Here is a 15,917-nt window from a genome sequence, read left to right as displayed (position 1 = left end):
CCCAAGCGAGAGGCGACCCACCATGCCGCTGCACGTCCCTCCGGCTCCCGCTCCCGCCCTGCGCAGCGTCCTCGCGGCCCTCGGTTCTCCCGCGGCCGTCCACGAGGCACACACTCCGGCCCTGCGCGCCCTCCAGGGTCCGATGACCGCCGAACTTCCGCTGCCCGTCCACGTCCTGGACCGGCTGCACGTCTCCGGCCTGACCGCCGGCGGCCGGCCGCCACGCACCCGCCTGACCGGCTGGCGCTTCCTGATCCGCAGCGGGGACCACTACGTCGCGGCGGCCGACACCCGGCTGACCCCCGACGGGTGGGCCTTCTCCCACTTCTTCGAGGGCCCCTACGTCGCCGCCACCGAACGCGCGCTGCGCCAGGCCGAGTCGCTCGGCAAGAGCTACCAGCCGCGACTGCTGTCCGTTCCGGAGCTGTACATGCTGACCCTGTGGCTGCACGGATCCGTGGGCGCCGACGCCTCGTCCGGACTGCCGGCCGCCGCCGATCTGCTGATCCCACTGGCGCCCGCGCCGCCCGGCATCGCCGCCTACCGTCCGCACCCCGTGTCCGAACTACTGCCCGTACTGACCCACCGGCTCACGCCGACGGCCTCGCCCATCCCGCCCACCATGGCCGCACCGGCCGCCTGATCGGGCCGATGGCCGATTCTGCCCATTCGGCCTAGCCCACTCGGGCCCCCTACGAACCACCCGAAATGACAGGGGAGTTGGCCTGAACCGCCCGCACGGGTGATGCGTCATCAATCTATGAGGACAGCTGCCGGGAAATCCCTGCGGACACCGTGCCGTGGGGGAACACTGGGGTCCCTGACCGAGCCAAGTCGTTGATACGGGGGGCGGCCATGAACAACGCATCGAGCCGCAGCACACAGACCACACCGCAGCGAAAGAACGCATCCATGTGCCAGCACAAGCCAGCGTGCCCGTCCGCCGACTCAGCCGACCGGGAGGCCGCGCACCCCGTGGCCATCCATCCGGAACAGGGTTGGAGCCTGCTGTGCAACGGCGTCCTGCTGTTCGAGGACACCGGTGAGCTGCTGCCGGACGGCCAGATCATCGCCCCCCACCGCCCGCTCGCGGCGACGCAGGTGATGAAGGCGGCCTAGCCGACGACAGAGACGAAAGGGGCCGGCCCAGGAGGAACACCTCCCGGACCGGCCCCTTCGTCATGTCACCGAGGACGTCAAGTCACCGGTGACGTACGGCCCTCAGTTGTCGTACTCGTCCAGCGGCGGGCAGGAACACACGAGGTTCCGGTCACCGAAGGCACCGTCGATGCGGCGCACCGGCGGCCAGTACTTCTCCGCGGCCGACACCCCGCCCGGGAAGACGGCCTCGTCACGGGTGTACGGGTGGTTCCACTCGCCGCCCAGCGCCGCCGCCGTGTGCGGGGAGTTGGCCAGCGGGTTGTCGTCCACCGGCCACTCGCCGCCCGCGACCCGCTCGATCTCGGCGCGGATGGCGATCATCGCGTCGCAGAAACGGTCGATCTCGGCGAGGTCCTCGGACTCCGTCGGCTCGATCATGAGCGTGCCGGCGACCGGGAAGGACATGGTCGGCGCGTGGAACCCGTAGTCGATCAGGCGCTTGGCGATGTCGTCGATGCTCACGCCCGTCGCCTTCGACAGCGGACGCATGTCGATGATGCACTCGTGCGCGACCAGGTTGCCCGGGCCGGTGTAGAGCACCGGGTAGTGCGGCTCCAGGCGCTTGGCGATGTAGTTGGCGCCGAGCACCGCCACCTGGGTGGCGCGCTTGAGGCCCTCGCCGCCCATCAGACGCACGTACGACCAGGAGATCGGCAGGATGCCCGCCGAGCCCCACGGCGCGGCCGAGATCGGGCCGACGCCCGTCTCCGGACCGGCGGTCGGCTGGAGCGGGTGGTTGGGCAGGTACGGGGCCAGGTGCGCCCGGACGCCGACCGGGCCGACGCCCGGGCCGCCGCCGCCGTGCGGGATGCAGAAGGTCTTGTGCAGGTTCAGGTGCGAGACGTCGCCGCCGAAGTGACCCGGCTTGGCCAGGCCCACCAGGGCGTTGAGGTTGGCGCCGTCCACGTAGACCTGGCCGCCGGCGTCGTGCACCTGGGCGCAGATGTCGGCGACGTGCTCCTCGAACACACCGTGCGTGGAGGGGTACGTGATCATCAGCACGGCGAGCTCGTCGCGGTGCTGCTCGATCTTGGCGCGCAGGTCGTCCGCGTCCACCTCGCCGTCGTCGGCGGTCTTGACGACGACCACCTTCATGCCGGCCATCACGGCGCTCGCGGCGTTGGTGCCGTGCGCGGAGGACGGGATGAGGCAGACGGTGCGCTGCTCGTTGCCGTTCGCCCGGTGGTAGGCGCGGACGGCCAGCAGGCCGGCGAGCTCACCCTGGGAGCCGGCGTTCGGCTGAATGGAGACCTTGTCGTAGCCGGTGACCTCGCAGAGACGTTCCTCCAGCTCGGTGATGAGCCTGAGGTACCCCTCGGCCTGCTCGACCGGGGCGAACGGGTGCACCTGGCCGAACTCGGGCCAGGTGACCGACTCCATCTCGGTGGTCGCGTTGAGCTTCATGGTGCAGGAGCCCAGCGGGATCATGCCGCGGTCGAGCGCGTAGTCCTTGTCGGAGAGCTTGCGCAGGTAGCGCAGCATCGCCGTCTCGGACCGGTGCTGGTGGAAGACCGGGTGGGTCAGGTACGCGTCCTCGCGCAGCAGCCCCTCCGGAAGCGCGTCGGCCGTGGTGGCGTCGAGCGCCTCCAGGTCGGCGGTGACCCCGAAGGCCGCCCACACCGCGTCGACGTCGGCGCGCAGGGTGGTCTCGTCACAGGCGGCGGAGACCAGGTCGGCGTCCACCTGGTACAGGTTGACCCCGCCCTCGCGGGCCGCGGCCACGACCTCGGCGGCGCGGCCCGGAACCCGGGCGGTGACGGTGTCGAAGTAGGCGCCGTGCACGATCTCGACCCCGCCGGCCGTCAGACCGGCGGCGAGCAGGGCGGCGTAGCGGTGGGTGCGGCGGGCGATCGTCCGCAGCCCGTCCGGGCCGTGGTAGACGGCGTACATGCCGGCCATGACGGCGAGGAGCACCTGCGCGGTGCAGATGTTGCTGGTGGCCTTCTCGCGGCGGATGTGCTGCTCACGGGTCTGCAGCGCCAGGCGGTAGGCCTTGTTGCCGTCCGCGTCCACGGAGACGCCGACGAGGCGGCCGGGGAGCGAGCGGGCGTGCTTGGCCTGGACGGCCATGTAGCCGGCGTGCGGTCCGCCGAAGCCCATCGGGACGCCGAAGCGCTGGGTGGTACCGACCGCGATGTCCGCGCCCAGCTCGCCCGGCGAGGTCAGCAGGGTCAGGGCGAGCAGGTCGGCGGAGACGGCGACGATGGCGCCGAGCGCGTGCGCCTGCTCGATGACCGGCTTGATCTCCCGCACGGCGCCGGAGGCACCCGGGTACTGGAGGAGCACGCCGTAGACGCCTCGCTCGGCGACCTCGGCCGGGATGCCCTCGGACAGGTCGGCGACGACGACCTCGATGCCGATCGGCTCGGCGCGGGTCTGGATCACCGCGATGGTCTGCGGCAGCGCATCGGCGTCGATGAGGAAGACGTTGCCCTTGGCCTTGCCCACGCGGCGGGCCAGGGTCATGGCCTCGGCGGCTGCCGTGCCCTCGTCGAGGAGGGAGGCACCGGAGGTCGGCAGGCCGGTCAGCTCGGCGACGACGGTCTGGAAGTTCAGCAGGGCTTCGAGGCGGCCCTGGGAGATCTCCGGCTGGTACGGCGTGTACGCCGTGTACCAGGACGGGTTCTCCATGACGTTGCGCAGGATCACCGGCGGCGTGAAGGTGCCGTAGTAACCCAGGCCGATCATGGAGGAGAGGACCTGGTTGCGGTCGGCGAGCTCACGCAGCTCGGCGAGCACCTCGGCCTCGGTCCGCGCCTCGGGCAGGTTCAGCGCGGCGGTGGACTTGATCACATCCGGCACCGCGGCTGCGGTGAGCTCGTCCAGGGAGCCGTAGCCCACGTGGGCGAGCATCTTCGCCTGCGCCTCGGCATCCGGGCCGATGTGGCGCTGCTCGAAGGGGATGCCTCGCTCCAGCTGGGAGAGCGGAATGCGGTTGGCGGTCATGTACGGAGGCCTCCTGGTCGTACGACCTGCGAGGGGTACCACGGCGCGGGCACCCGGACGGCCTCCCCCTCTGTCATCACAACCTGAGAGCTTCACCGGGCCGCGCGGGGGTTGCCCACGGGGTCCGGCTTTCACCGTCGGTGAGGAAGGGGACCGGCACTGCGCGCCCGGTACCCGATCCTGCTTTCCAGAGTGGCCTCACCACGTGCGGTACGTATGCCTGAGAGATTCCGGGGAGGATTTGCTCCTTCGGCGCCTCCGTCTCACTCACTCGGAGGACTCTCCCGCACAGGGTCAACAGCCGTCACCCAGCCTACCAGCGAGGATTTCGGCACCTCCCCCGAGTGGCCCCCTCTCCAGAAATGCACTTTTCTGGTCATTACGGATGAGTTGCGACCCACAGGAGGGACCGGACCGTGCAGACCGACATCGATCCCCGCAGCTTGATCGGCCGCAAGGCGTTCGACCGCAACGGCACCAAGATCGGCACCGTCGACGAGGTCTACCTCGACGATGCCACGGGCGTCCCGGAATGGGCCGCCGTGCGCACCGGACTCTTCAGCCGGGACGCCTTCGTCCCGCTGGAGCCCAGCGAGATGGTGGGCGACACCCTGCGCGTGCCCTTCGAACGCTCCCTCATCAAGGACGCCCCCGACTTCGGCGTCGGCCGCCATCTCTCCCCCGAACAGGAGCTGCAGCTCTACCACCACTACGGACTGGACCTGGCCCTCCCGACCGACTTCCAGCACGACTTCGGCCACAGAACCGTCGACGAATCCTGACCTCCGCCGAAGCCGAACGGCCGCGTCGGCCGACCCGGACCGCTTCCCCGTGACAACCGGACCGGGGCAGTGGGCTGGGCCACACCTCGCGGGCGGACACCACCGCCACCGCCAGGCCACACGGCCGCTAGGCGGATCTCCGCACCCCCACGACGGGGACGCCAACCCACCCCCCTCCCACCCGGCAGCACACGGGACCGAGCGGCAGTGGACGGCTCCCCCAGCCCGCCGGCCGGGCAGAGAACCTCTCAGGCCCGCTCCGGAGCCGTCCGGCCCGCGACTCCCGCGACCCGGTCCCCGACCAGCGACATCGGATCGGACGGCTCCAGCTCGGGGTCGTCCACCCGAAACGTCCGTACCCGGCCCGGCTCGGATCCGGGCTGCTCGAACCGTACGGTGACCCGCCCGACGCCACTGCCCTGCACCCAGCCGGGCCCGTACACCGCATGCCGCACATCGCCCCCGGCCGACCAGCGCCGCCCAAGCCCGCCTTCGCCGCCCCCGGGCACCGCCCCGCCCCCGCGGACCGGCCCGGCAACCAGGCCCGGCCCGGTGCCCTCGCCCTGCCCTTCCCCGGCCTCCCGCCCGGCGCTCAGGTCCCGGCCCTGTCCGCCTTCGGCGTCGGCCGCCTCCCGCACGGCGTCCCCGCCGGCAGTGTCCGCACCGCCGGCCACGGCGGCCTCCGCGTTCCCCGCCACACCGGCAGCCGCGCCCGCCGCAGCCCCCGCGTCCGAAGCCGAACCGGCACCCGCCTCGGCGCCCTCCCCCCGCGCGGCCAGCGCATCGGCGAAGGCGAAGAGGTCCTCCTGCGTGTAGTCCGCCAGCCCCGAGACGCCCACGCCCAGCAGCCGCACCCCGCCCGTGGTGTCCACGGACTCCAGCAGCCGCGCCGCCGCCTCCCGCACCACCGCCGCGTTGTCCGTGGGCCCCCGCAGGGTCTCCGACCGGGTCAGCGTGGAGAAGTCGTACCGCCGTACCTTGAGCACGATGGTCCGCCCTGAGTGCCCCGACCCCCGCAGCCTCTCCACGCACCGGTCCGCGAGCCGCTGCACCTCGTTGCGGATCCGCACCCGGTCGTGCAGGTCCACGTCGAAGGTGTCCTCCACCGACACGGACTTCGCGTCCCGCTCGGCGACCACCGGCCGGTCGTCCAGCCCCAGCGCCATCCGGTGCAGCCCGACCCCGTGCGAACGCCCGACCATCCGGACCAGTTCGTCCTCGCCGGCCGCCGCCAGCTCCCCCACTGTGGTGATCCCGGCACGCCGCAGGTGCTCCCCCGTGGCCGGACCGACCCCGGGCAGGGTCCGTACCGACATCGGTGCGAGGTGCTCCCGCTCCGTGCCGACCTCGATCAGCAGCAGCCCGGCCGGCTTGGCCTCCTCGGACGCCACCTTGGCCAGCATCTTGGATCCCGCGAGCCCCACTGACCCGCTCAGCCCGGTCGCGGCGGCGATATCGGCCCGCAGCCGCAGACCAGTGGCCCGCGCGGCCTGCGCGTCGAAGGCGACGCCGCCCGCCTCCAGGTCCACGAAGGCCTCGTCCAGGCTCAGCGGCTCGACGAGCGGAGACAGTTCCCGCAGCAGCGCCATGACCGTGTCGCTGACCTCGCGGTACAGGCTGAAGCGCGGAATGAGGCACGCGCCGTTCGGGCAGAGGCGCCGCGCCTGGGCCATCGGCATGGCCGAATGCACCCCGAACCGCCTGGCCTCGTAGGAGGCGGTCGCGACGACCCCGCGCGGCCCGAGCCCGCCCACGATGACGGCCTTGCCGCGCAGGCTCGGCTTGGACGCCTGCTCCACGGAAGCGTAGAAGGCGTCCATGTCCAGGTGCAGGATGGTCGGCGCGGCTCTCACAGCTCCGATGCTGCCCTAGAGCACTGACAATCGGCCCGAACCCGACGCCACCGGTAGGCGAGGCGCGCTGCCCGCCTCAGACGGCCCGGTTCCGCCGGGCGGCCAGCTCATCGGCCGGGTTGTGACGGACCACCGTCTCGCCTGTGTCCACGCGCTCCCCGTGCAACTGCGAGAGCGCGTTCTCCACGTCGCGCCAGGCCACGCCCACGGCGATCCCGAAGACTCCCTGACCACCCTGGAGCAGGCTGACCACCTGATCCGGCGAGGTGCACTCGTACACGGTGGCGCCGTCGCTCATCAGCGTCATCCGCTCGAGGTCCGTGATACCCCGGTCGCGCAGATGCTGCACGGCGGTGCGGATGTTCTGCAGCGCCACCCCGGTGTCCAGGAAGCGCTTGACGATCTTGAGGACGACCACGTCCCGGAAGCTGTACAGGCGCTGCGTGCCCGCCCCGTAAGCAGGGCGCACGCTGGGCTCCACCAGCCCGGTACGCGCCCAGTAGTCGAGCTGCCGGTAGGTGATGCCGGCTGCGGCACACGCCGTCGGCCCCCGGTATCCGACCTGCTCGGGTGCGGTCTCGCCGCCCTGGGGACCCACCGGCCCCACCGAACCGACCGGCGCGGGCTCCGGCTGACGGCGCGCGGAGTTCACCGCACCACCGTGCAGCGGGTACGGCCCACCGTCACTCCGTGCGGGGATGCCCCCGGTCATACCGTCGCCCGTGACTCTCACGCCGACCCTCCGTCCTTGACCTGCCCACCTTGAAGGTAGGCAGTCACCAGGGGTGCGTCAACGATCGCCACACTCGGCACGCCGAGTGATAATCACCCTGAGAGTGGTTTCCCGTACCCCATTGCGGGGAAAGGCTACTCGAATGGGCTGAAATATCCGGGAGGACGGCGCGACCCGCGCCTCACTGCGGGCCGGTACCGAAGTCCTCTGGCGAGATCTGGTCGAGGAACTCGCGGAACTTCTCCACTTCGTCCTCCTGCTCGTCCGGGATCGCGATTCCGGCGTCGTCGAGCACGCCGTCGCTGCCGTAGATCGGCGTCCCGGTCCGCAGGGCGAGCGCTATGGCATCGGAAGGCCGCGCGCTCACCTCGACTCCACTGGCGAAGACGAGCTCCGCATAGAAGACGCCTTCCCGCAGATCCGTGATCCGCACTTCGGTCAGCTCCTGGCCGATCGCCTCCAGCACGTCCTTGAAGAGGTCGTGCGTCAGCGGCCGGGCAGGGGCCATGCCCTGCTGCGCGAAGGCAATGGCGGTCGCCTCCCCTGGTCCGATCCAGATGGGGAGGTACCGGTCGCCTCCCACTTCACGCAGGAGCACGATCGGTTGGTTCGAGGGCATTTCCACGCGGACACCCACAACGTCGAGCTCGTTCACACAGCAACCCTAGGACCTGCCCGGCAGGTTTGGGTAGTCGGGCTCCCCCAAGCTTGCCCCGCGGCCCCTGCGAAATCCCCCGGAGCCCGCCCGAAATACCCTCCGGATCAGTGCAGCCGGACCCCGAGAGCCGTCTGCACAAGGGCCTCGTGCAGCCGTACGGAGAGCCCCGCGAGCTCCTTCAAGGTGGCCTCCGCATGGGCCCTGGTCTGCGGATTGCGGTGTCGGCGCAGCGGCGAGACGACCTGCTCCACCAGACCGGCCTCCCGGTCGGCGGCGGCCTTCATCGCCCGCAGGTGGCGCGGCTCCAGGCCGAATCGTCCGAGATCGGCCACCAGACGGGCCACGGTGACGGCCTCGGCGTCGAAACCGCCGCCGGGCGCCTCCGCGATGAGCCCGTACGACTCCCACTCCACGAGCTGCACCTCGTCCACGTCCGCGGCGGCGATCAGCTCGGCCCGGCCCACCCGGGCCACGGTCGGCCGTTCCCGGCCGACCTCTCCGTAGAGGGCGACGGGGCTGGCGGGGTCGACGGACTCCCCGTGCGCCGTGGGCGCCGGGATGCGGATCTGCTCGCCCCGTGCGAGCGCGTCGAGCTGGTCGCGGATGACCTTCAACGGAAGGTAGTGGTCCCGCTGGAGCCGCAGGACGTGAGCGAGGCGCTCCACGTCGTCGGTGCTGAACTTGCGATATCCGGAAGGTGTGCGCCGGGGCTCGACGAGCCCCTCCGCCTCCAGGAAACGGATCTTCGAGATCGTGACTTCGGGGAACTCGTCGCGCAGCATCGTGAGCACCGTTCCGATGCTCACCAGCCGCACGCCCGAGGAGGCGGTGCCGGCGGCGCCGCTCTTGGCGGCACCGCCTGCCGGGATACGCAGCATGGGACCTTCCCTTGAAGGGTCAGTGCCCCCGCAGGCTCGCGTAGAAGACCAGCCGGTACTTGCCGATCTGCACCTCGTCGCCGTTGTTCAGGGAGACGGAGTCGATCGGTTCACGGTTCACGTACGTGCCGTTGAGGCTGCCGACGTCGGCGACGGTGAAACCGCCGTCTTGGCGCCTGCGGAACTCGACATGGCGCCGGGAGACGGTGACGTCGTCCAGGAAGATGTCGCTCTGCGGGTGCCGGCCGGCCGTCGTCAGCTCACCGTCCAGGAGGAACCGGCTGCCGGAGTTCGGGCCGCGCCGCACGATGAGCAGTGCGGAACCCGGAGGCAGCGCTTCCACCGCGGCCTGGGCCTCGGGGGACAGCGAGGACGACACGTGCTGTTGTCCCGACACCTCGGCCTCGTAGGCCTCCAGGCCCGAGATCGAGATGGTGGACGTGGTCTCCGAGGCACGCTCCGGCGTCAGACCCGCCCGCAACGGCGCCCCGCAGTTCGAGCAGAACCGGCTCGCCGCATCGCTGCGGTGCCCGCACCTGCTGCAAATCTGCTCGGCCGACATGGACGGCTCCTCGCGCCGCGGCTGCCCCGCGGAGGCATTGGTGGCATACGGGTCGGAGTTGAACCCTCCACCCGTACTTGAGGTTGATGGTTCACCGAAACCTATGCGTCCGGTACCGGCAGGGTCAACATTCGACGCGCCGTGCGCGCCCGAAATATCCCCCGCCCCGGCAACCTCGTCCCGGAAGAGCGGCCGGTCGCCCTGCCCTTCCACGTCTCCGTGCCTCGCGCGGTGCCTGGCCGCACCGCTGTCCTCGCGGTTCTTCTTGCCGAACAACTTCTCAAACAACTTCACGGGCGATTCCCCTTGACCGAAACAGACCCGCCCGTGGGGCAGGACGAACTCCGAATGCAACACCTGCCGACCCGGACATACCTACAACGTCCGTAACCATCAGACAGTTTCCACCACGCACCGCGACTTCAGTGCGCCGACCCCCCGCAGGCATTCGCCCGCGTGAGCCGGTCTCCCGTTGGTCCCGCATCACGACGATGACGACCGAGCGTAGTCAGGCTGCTTCGCAGCCCGCAAGGCATCCACAACGATCTTCGCCGGACGTGTGACGCCGACGACCGCCTGCTCCTTCTCCAGCGACTGGACCACGCCACCGGGAATGTTGAGCGCCGGCTCCAGGTCCTGGGGCTTGCCGATCACCTTGAACTCATAGGGTTGTGTGATCTTCTTACCGCCGATCGCCACCCCGTCCTCCTCGTCCGAGAAGTACGAGTCCGCCACGATCCGCACCCCGTTGATCTGGATCGCCTCAGCCCCGGCCGCCCGCAGCTCCTGAAGGGTGTCCAGCAGCTTGTCCGACAGCACCTGACCCTTGGGATCCGTGATCTTCAGCACGATCCCCGGCCCTTGCGCGGCCACCGTACCGGCCAGGATCCCGAGTTGGCGCTCCTTCTCCACGGTCTGCTTCCGGGCCTCCTCGGCCTGGTTCGAGCTGCTCTCCAGCTCCCGGCGCTGGTCGTCGAGCTTCTGCTTCTCGTCCTCCAGCCGCTTGGTCCGCCCGTCCAGCTCGTCGAGGATCCGTACGAGGTCCTCCTGACGGGCGCCGCGCAGCGCGCTGGAGTCGCTGTTCGACCGTACCTGAATCGCCAGGCCGAGTCCCAGGACGAACAGCAGCACCGCGACGATCAGTTGGGCGCGGCTCACCCGTGGCGGCCACAGACCGGCCGCCAGCCGCTGCCGGCCGGTCTGCTCGGGCCCGGTCGGCGCGGCTCCCGCCGGCTCCGATCCCGCCGGCCCGGGCCCCGCCGACCCGGGGCCGGGCTCACGGCCCACGGTCCCGGCCGGCGGCTCCAGCGGAGGCTGCTCCTTCGCCCGCTGCTGCGAGGCTCCGGGCTCCTCGGGAGGGGTGTCGTTCGTACTCATCGGCCTCACGCCCGGAACACGTGCCGGCGGATGGCCGCGGCATTGGAGAAGATGCGGATGCCGAGGACGACGACCACACCCGTGGACAACTGCGAGCCGACTCCCAGTTTGTCGCCGAGGAAGACGATCAGCGCCGCCACGACCACGTTGGACAGGAACGACACCACAAAGACCTTGTCCACGAAGATGCCGTCCAGCATCGCGCGCAGGCCTCCGAACACCGCGTCCAGCGCCGCCACCACGGCGATCGGCAGATAAGGCTCCACCACGGCCGGCACTTCGGGCCGGACCAGAAGTCCGACCACCACTCCGACCACGAGGCCCAGTACCGCGATCACAATGCACCCTTCTGCTGCTCTGCTGCTGTAGCCGTACGTACGGTCAGGCTCGACGCGGCCGGAAGGCGCACCTCCGCCTCGGACGACAAGGAGTAGCGGATCCCGTAGTTCTCCTGCAGCACGTGCAGGTACTGGCCGTCCGCGGAGTCCTGGAACTCGGTCCCGAGCCGCTTCTTGTCGCCGATCGCCAGCACTTCGTACGGCGGCACCAGCGGCCTGTTGTCGACCAGTATCGCGTCACCTGCGGCCCGGATCGCCGAGAGGGACGTCAGCCGCTGCCCGTTGATCGAGATCGCTTCCGCCCCCGACTGCCACAGCCCGTTGACGATCTTCTGCATGTCGCGGTCGCGGAGCCGACCGGTGTCGGAGAATCCGGCGCTCTCGCGCGGCTCCGAGCCGTTTCCGGTCGTCGAGCCCTTCGCATCGTCCACCGTCAGCTTGATCCCGGGCCCGTGCACCTCGGTGGCTCCGGACAGCAGCGCCACGAGCTGGCCCTGTTCGCCGCCGTGCTGCTTGAGAGCCTCGCGCTGCCGGGCGGCGACGGTGTCCCGCAGCCGCTCGATGTCCCGCTCCAGACCGTCCGCGTGCGCGTCGGCCCGCTCGACCCTGTCGATGAGTTCCTGACGCTCCTTGGCCAGCACCGGCGCGGTCGCCCTCGCCTGCGCGGCACCCAGGGTGACGACCATGGCGGCGAGCACGAGCCCGGCGGCAAGGCCCAGCTTGGCCTTGAGGGTTCGCGGCAGGCCGGACGTTCCCTCGGACTCACGCCGGGCCGAAGCCTCCGCGTAGCCCTCGTCGAGGGTGTGGTCCATCACGTGCGTCAGCAGCGACATGGAGGCGTCCGGCCGCGCTGGAGGTGCCGAACTGCGGTTGTGGGGCGGCTGCGACATGCCGCACATCGTCGCATGTCGCCGCCGCTCCCACCCAATGCGGAGGGCCGGCGAACCGGACGGAACTCTCGCCCCGTCCGCCCGCCGGCCCTACGGCCCTGCGTCAATTCCGGCCCTACGCCCTCCCGTACGGGGGGCTCAGTGCCCGGCGCCGTCAACCACCGCTGCCCAGTCGTCCAGCAGCGCCTGCGCGGACGCGTCGTCGGGCCCCTCGGCCCACAGGTGCGTGACCGCCTCCGCCGGATCCGGCAGCACCAGGGCCCACCGCCCGTCGGCCTCCACGACGCGCACCCCGTCGGTGGTGTCCACCTGCCGGTCCCCGGCCGCCTCCACGACCCTGCGCATCACGAGCCCCTTCACCGCCCACGGGGTCGGCACGTCCCGCTTGAGCACGTGCGCCCGCGGGATCCGGGCGTCGATCTGGCTCAGCGTGAGCTGCGTCCGCGCGACCAGCCCGAGCAACTGCACGAAGGCGGCCGAGCCGTCGAAGACGCTGCTGAACTCCGGGACGATGAATCCGCCCCGCCCGTCACCACCGAAGATGGTGTTGTCCGCCCGGCCCACCCGGGTCAGGTCGTCGGGCGAGGTCGTCGTCCACTCCACCTGCGTGCCGTGGTAAGCCGCCACCTGCTCGGCGATCCGGGTCGTGGTCACCGGCAGGGCCACCTTGCCGCTGCGCTTCTCGGCGGCCACCAGGTCGAGCATCACCAGCAGCGCCCGGTCGTCCTCGATGATCCGGCCGCGCTCGTCCACGAGGGAGATCCGCTCGCCCACCGGGTCGAAGCGCACTCCGAAAGCGGCTCGCGAGGAGGCCACGATCTCCCCGAGCCGCAGGAGTCCGGCCCGGCGGGATTCGGCGGCTTCCGTGGGCCGGGACTCGTCGAGCCCCGGGTTGACGGTGAGGGCATCCACCCCGAGCCGGCCCAGCAGGCTGGGCAGTACAAGCCCGGCGCTGCCGTTGGAGGCGTCCACGACCACCTTGAGTCCGGAGTCCGCGACCCCGGTCGTGTCCACCCGCCTCAGCAGTGAACCCGTGTAGGCGTCGAAGACGCTTCCCGGGAACTGCAGGTCGCCGATCTCACCGGGGAAGGCCCGTCGGTACTCCTGGCGCGCGTAGACCCGGTCGAGCTTGCGCTGCTGCTGGAGGGAGAGGTCCGCCCCCCGCTCGTCGAGGAACATGATGTCCACGGAGTCCGGTACACCCGGCGAGGTCCGCAGCACGATCCCGCCGGCGCTGCCGCGTGCGGTCTGCTGCCGCGCCACGGGCAGCGGTACGTTCTCCAGATCTCGGACGTTGATGGCGCTGGCCTGCAGCGCCGAGATCACGGCCCGCTTGAGCGCTCTCGCGCCTCGGGAGTGGTCGCGGGCCGTGGTGACCGTCGCGCCCTTCTTGAGGGTCGTGGCGTAGGCACCGGCCAGCCGGACCACCAGCTCAGGGGTGATCTCCACGTTCAGGATCCCGGTGACCCCCCGCGCGCCGAACAGATGTGCCTGCCCCCGGGACTCCCAGATGACCGAAGTGTTGACGAAGGCGCCCGCCTCGATCGTCTTGAAGGGGTAGACCCGCACGTTCCCCTGGATGATCGATTCCTCGCCGACGAGGCACTCGTCGCCGATGACGGCCCCGTCCTCGATCCGGGCGGCCCGCATGATGTCGGTGTTCTTCCCGATGACACAGCCGCGCAGGTTGCTGTGCGGCCCGATGTACACGTTGTCGTGCACGACGGCCTTGTGCAGGAACGCGCCGCTCTTTACGACGACGTTCGAGCCGATGACGGTGTGCTCGCGGATCTCCACGCCGGCTTCGATCTTGGCGTAGTCCCCGATGTACAGCGGCCCGCGCAGGACCGCGTCCGGGCTCACATCGGCCCCTTCGGCGATCCACACGCCGGGCGAGATCTCGAAGCCGTCCATGTCGACCTGGACTTTGCCCTCGAGTACGTCGGCCTGGGCTTTGACGTAGCTCTCGTGGGTGCCGACGTCCTCCCAGTAGCCCTCGGCGACGTAGCCGTAGATCGGCCGGCCTTCCTTCATCAGCTGTGGGAAGACGTCACCGGACCAGTCGACCGAGACGTCCGCGTCCACGTAGTCGAAGATCTCCGGCTCCATGACGTAGATGCCGGTGTTGATGGTGTCCGAGAACACCTGGCCCCAGGTCGGCTTCTCCAGGAAGCGCTCTACCTTGCCTTCCTCGTCCACGATGGTGATGCCGAATTCCAGCGGATTGGGCACCCGTGTGAGGCAGACCGTGACGAGTCCGCCCTTCTCCTTGTGGAAACGGATCAGGTCGGTCAGGTCGAAATCGGTGAGCGCGTCGCCGGAGATGACGAGGAACGTGTCGTCCTTCAGAGCCTCCTCGGCGTTCTTCACACTGCCGGCAGTACCGAGTGGCTTCTCTTCGTTGGCATAGGTGAGCTCCATCCCGAGCTCCTCGCCGTCACCGAAATAGTTCCTGACGAGTGATGCCAGGAATTGCACGGTAACCACGGTCTCGCTGAGCCCGTGCCTCTTGAGCAGCCTGAGCACATGCTCCATAATCGGCCGGTTCGCCACCGGCAGGAGCGGTTTCGGCATGCTTGAGGTCATGGGACGAAGTCGAGTGCCTTCGCCACCGGCCATCACGACGGCCTTCATGTCGGAAGAGTCCTCCTTGGGAGACGGCGTATCGCCGACCTCACCCGTCCCGCACAGTGACTGGACAACTCCTCCGCGTCAGTCAGGCGCCGAGCGAGCTCAATCGGCCGTGGCGTCCGCCTTCACGAGCCGGCGGACTTGCACCACGTATAGGATTCCTGCCCACCAATAGAGGGTTGTACCCCATCCGGCGAACGCCCATCCGAAAACTGACCCCATCCAGGCCAACCAACCCGACCAGGTGCTGACCAGCAGGAAGGGGAACGCGTACATCAGGTTGAAGGTCGCGGCCTTGCCGAGGAAGTTGACCTGTGGCGGGGGATAGCCGTGTCGGCGCAGGATCCAGACCATGACCAGCAGCATCAGCTCACGCGCGAGGAGCGCCCCGGTGAGCCAGATCGGCAGAATCCCGCGGTACGTGAGACCGAACAGGGTGGACAGGATGTAGAGCCGGTCCGCAGCGGGATCCAGCAGTCTCCCGAGGCTGCTGATCTGATTCCAGAGCCGTGCCAGCTTCCCGTCGAGGTAGTCGGTGACCCCGCTGAGCATGAGGACGGCCAGGGCCCAGCCGTCGTGCTCGGCCAGGATCAGCCACAGGAACAGGGGCACGCCCGCGAGGCGCGCCATGCTCAGGATGTTCGGAATGGTGAAAATTCGGTCGGTCTGAACCCGAGTCTCCTGGACCTCCACCCGGGGGCCTCCACTGACTGTAGAAATGTCGAACGATGCCCCCTGACCCTACAGGAGCCGGTGCATCGGTCCGTAAACGCAGAAAAGCCCCGTACCAGTTTCCTGGTACGGGGCTTTCTACAATAATTGTTCGGCGGCGTCCTACTCTCCCACAGGGTCCCCCCTGCAGTACCATCGGCGCTGAAAGGCTTAGCTTCCGGGTTCGGAATGTAAACCGGGCGTTTCCCTAACGCTATGACCACCGAAACACTATGAAGTTAACCAACCGGATATGAACACAGTTCGTTACTTCAGAACTAACACAGTGGACGCGAGCAACTGAGGACAAGCCCTCGGCCTATTAGTACCAGTCAGCTCCACCCGTTACCGGGCTTCCACATCTGGCCTATCAACCCAGTCGTCTACTGGGAGCCTT

Annotated in this window: 14 protein-coding genes, 2 rRNA genes and 1 riboswitch; of the genes, 3 read left to right on the top strand and 13 right to left on the bottom strand. The window is 69.7% G+C overall.

Going from position 1 to position 15,917, the window contains the following annotated elements:
• The first annotated feature begins 22 nt into the window (after positions 1–22).
• Both OTB20_RS07875 and OTB20_RS07870 read left to right on the top strand, forming a co-directional pair.
• Entirely contained in the window at positions 23–643 is a 621-nt protein-coding gene (locus OTB20_RS07875; RefSeq protein ID WP_267815876.1) for a hypothetical protein, read from the top strand.
• A gap of 269 nt (positions 644–912) precedes the next feature.
• Positions 913–1,119 carry a DUF5999 family protein gene (locus OTB20_RS07870; RefSeq protein WP_324290348.1) on the top strand — a complete coding sequence of 69 codons (207 nt, stop codon included), beginning with the start codon at positions 913–915 and terminating at the stop codon, positions 1,117–1,119.
• 102 nt (positions 1,120–1,221) lie between these two features.
• Here the strand turns inward: OTB20_RS07870 and gcvP are convergent, their stop codons facing one another.
• A complete protein-coding gene (gene gcvP / locus OTB20_RS07865; protein ID WP_267815873.1) occupies positions 1,222–4,107 on the bottom strand; it encodes an aminomethyl-transferring glycine dehydrogenase in 2,886 nt (961 codons plus the stop codon).
• 198 nt (positions 4,108–4,305) lie between these two features.
• Positions 4,306–4,404: riboswitch (glycine riboswitch) on the bottom strand.
• Between the two features lie 119 nt (positions 4,405–4,523).
• Between gcvP and OTB20_RS07860 the strand changes: the two genes are divergently transcribed.
• On the top strand, positions 4,524–4,889 hold the full coding sequence (locus OTB20_RS07860; RefSeq protein ID WP_267815872.1) for a PRC-barrel domain-containing protein: 366 nt from the start codon (positions 4,524–4,526) through the stop codon (positions 4,887–4,889).
• A 248-nt stretch (positions 4,890–5,137) separates the two neighbouring features.
• Here OTB20_RS07860 and OTB20_RS07855 read toward each other — a convergent pair whose 3' ends face one another.
• From OTB20_RS07855 to OTB20_RS07800, 12 genes are all read right to left on the bottom strand, one after another.
• Complete coding sequence (locus OTB20_RS07855) at positions 5,138–6,742, bottom strand: DNA polymerase IV (protein ID WP_267815871.1); 1,605 nt, start codon at positions 6,740–6,742, stop codon at positions 5,138–5,140.
• Between the two features lie 76 nt (positions 6,743–6,818).
• The gene (locus tag OTB20_RS07850) at positions 6,819–7,475 is read right to left on the bottom strand and encodes a MerR family transcriptional regulator (RefSeq protein ID WP_267815870.1); all 657 of its coding nucleotides are present in this window, start codon (positions 7,473–7,475) and stop codon (positions 6,819–6,821) included.
• A gap of 181 nt (positions 7,476–7,656) precedes the next feature.
• The gene (locus OTB20_RS07845) at positions 7,657–8,130 is read right to left on the bottom strand and encodes a bifunctional nuclease family protein (protein WP_134074559.1); all 474 of its coding nucleotides are present in this window, start codon (positions 8,128–8,130) and stop codon (positions 7,657–7,659) included.
• A 107-nt stretch (positions 8,131–8,237) separates the two neighbouring features.
• Positions 8,238–9,011, bottom strand: a complete 774-nt coding sequence (locus OTB20_RS07840; RefSeq protein ID WP_267758773.1) for a MerR family transcriptional regulator — start codon at positions 9,009–9,011, stop codon at positions 8,238–8,240.
• 19 nt (positions 9,012–9,030) lie between these two features.
• Positions 9,031–9,573: an FHA domain-containing protein gene (locus OTB20_RS42400; protein ID WP_324290347.1), complete on the bottom strand. Its 543-nt coding sequence runs from the start codon at positions 9,571–9,573 to the stop codon at positions 9,031–9,033.
• A 483-nt stretch (positions 9,574–10,056) separates the two neighbouring features.
• Positions 10,057–10,950 carry a DUF881 domain-containing protein gene (locus OTB20_RS07830; RefSeq protein WP_267815869.1) on the bottom strand — a complete coding sequence of 298 codons (894 nt, stop codon included), beginning with the start codon at positions 10,948–10,950 and terminating at the stop codon, positions 10,057–10,059.
• 5 nt (positions 10,951–10,955) lie between these two features.
• A complete protein-coding gene (locus OTB20_RS07825; RefSeq protein WP_112452698.1) occupies positions 10,956–11,288 on the bottom strand; it encodes a small basic family protein in 333 nt (110 codons plus the stop codon).
• Positions 11,285–12,187, bottom strand: a complete 903-nt coding sequence (locus OTB20_RS07820; RefSeq protein WP_267815868.1) for a DUF881 domain-containing protein — start codon at positions 12,185–12,187, stop codon at positions 11,285–11,287. Before OTB20_RS07820 ends, OTB20_RS07825 begins: the two co-directional genes overlap by 4 nt.
• A 129-nt stretch (positions 12,188–12,316) precedes the next feature.
• Entirely contained in the window at positions 12,317–14,812 is a 2,496-nt protein-coding gene (locus tag OTB20_RS07815) for a mannose-1-phosphate guanyltransferase (RefSeq protein WP_267815867.1), read from the bottom strand.
• Between the two features lie 99 nt (positions 14,813–14,911).
• A complete protein-coding gene (locus tag OTB20_RS07810) occupies positions 14,912–15,502 on the bottom strand; it encodes a CDP-alcohol phosphatidyltransferase family protein (RefSeq protein WP_267758777.1) in 591 nt (196 codons plus the stop codon).
• 128 nt (positions 15,503–15,630) lie between these two features.
• Positions 15,631–15,748: ribosomal RNA gene (rrf, locus tag OTB20_RS07805) — 5S ribosomal RNA — on the bottom strand.
• Positions 15,749–15,822: 74 nt separating this feature from the next.
• Positions 15,823–15,917, bottom strand: a 23S ribosomal RNA gene (locus tag OTB20_RS07800); the annotation flags it as partial.

Origin of the sequence: Streptomyces sp. H27-H1 (genome assembly GCF_026627445.1) — a bacterium.
Lineage (GTDB): Bacteria > Actinomycetota > Actinomycetes > Streptomycetales > Streptomycetaceae > Streptomyces.
This window is presented reverse-complemented; position numbering and strand designations above follow the sequence as displayed.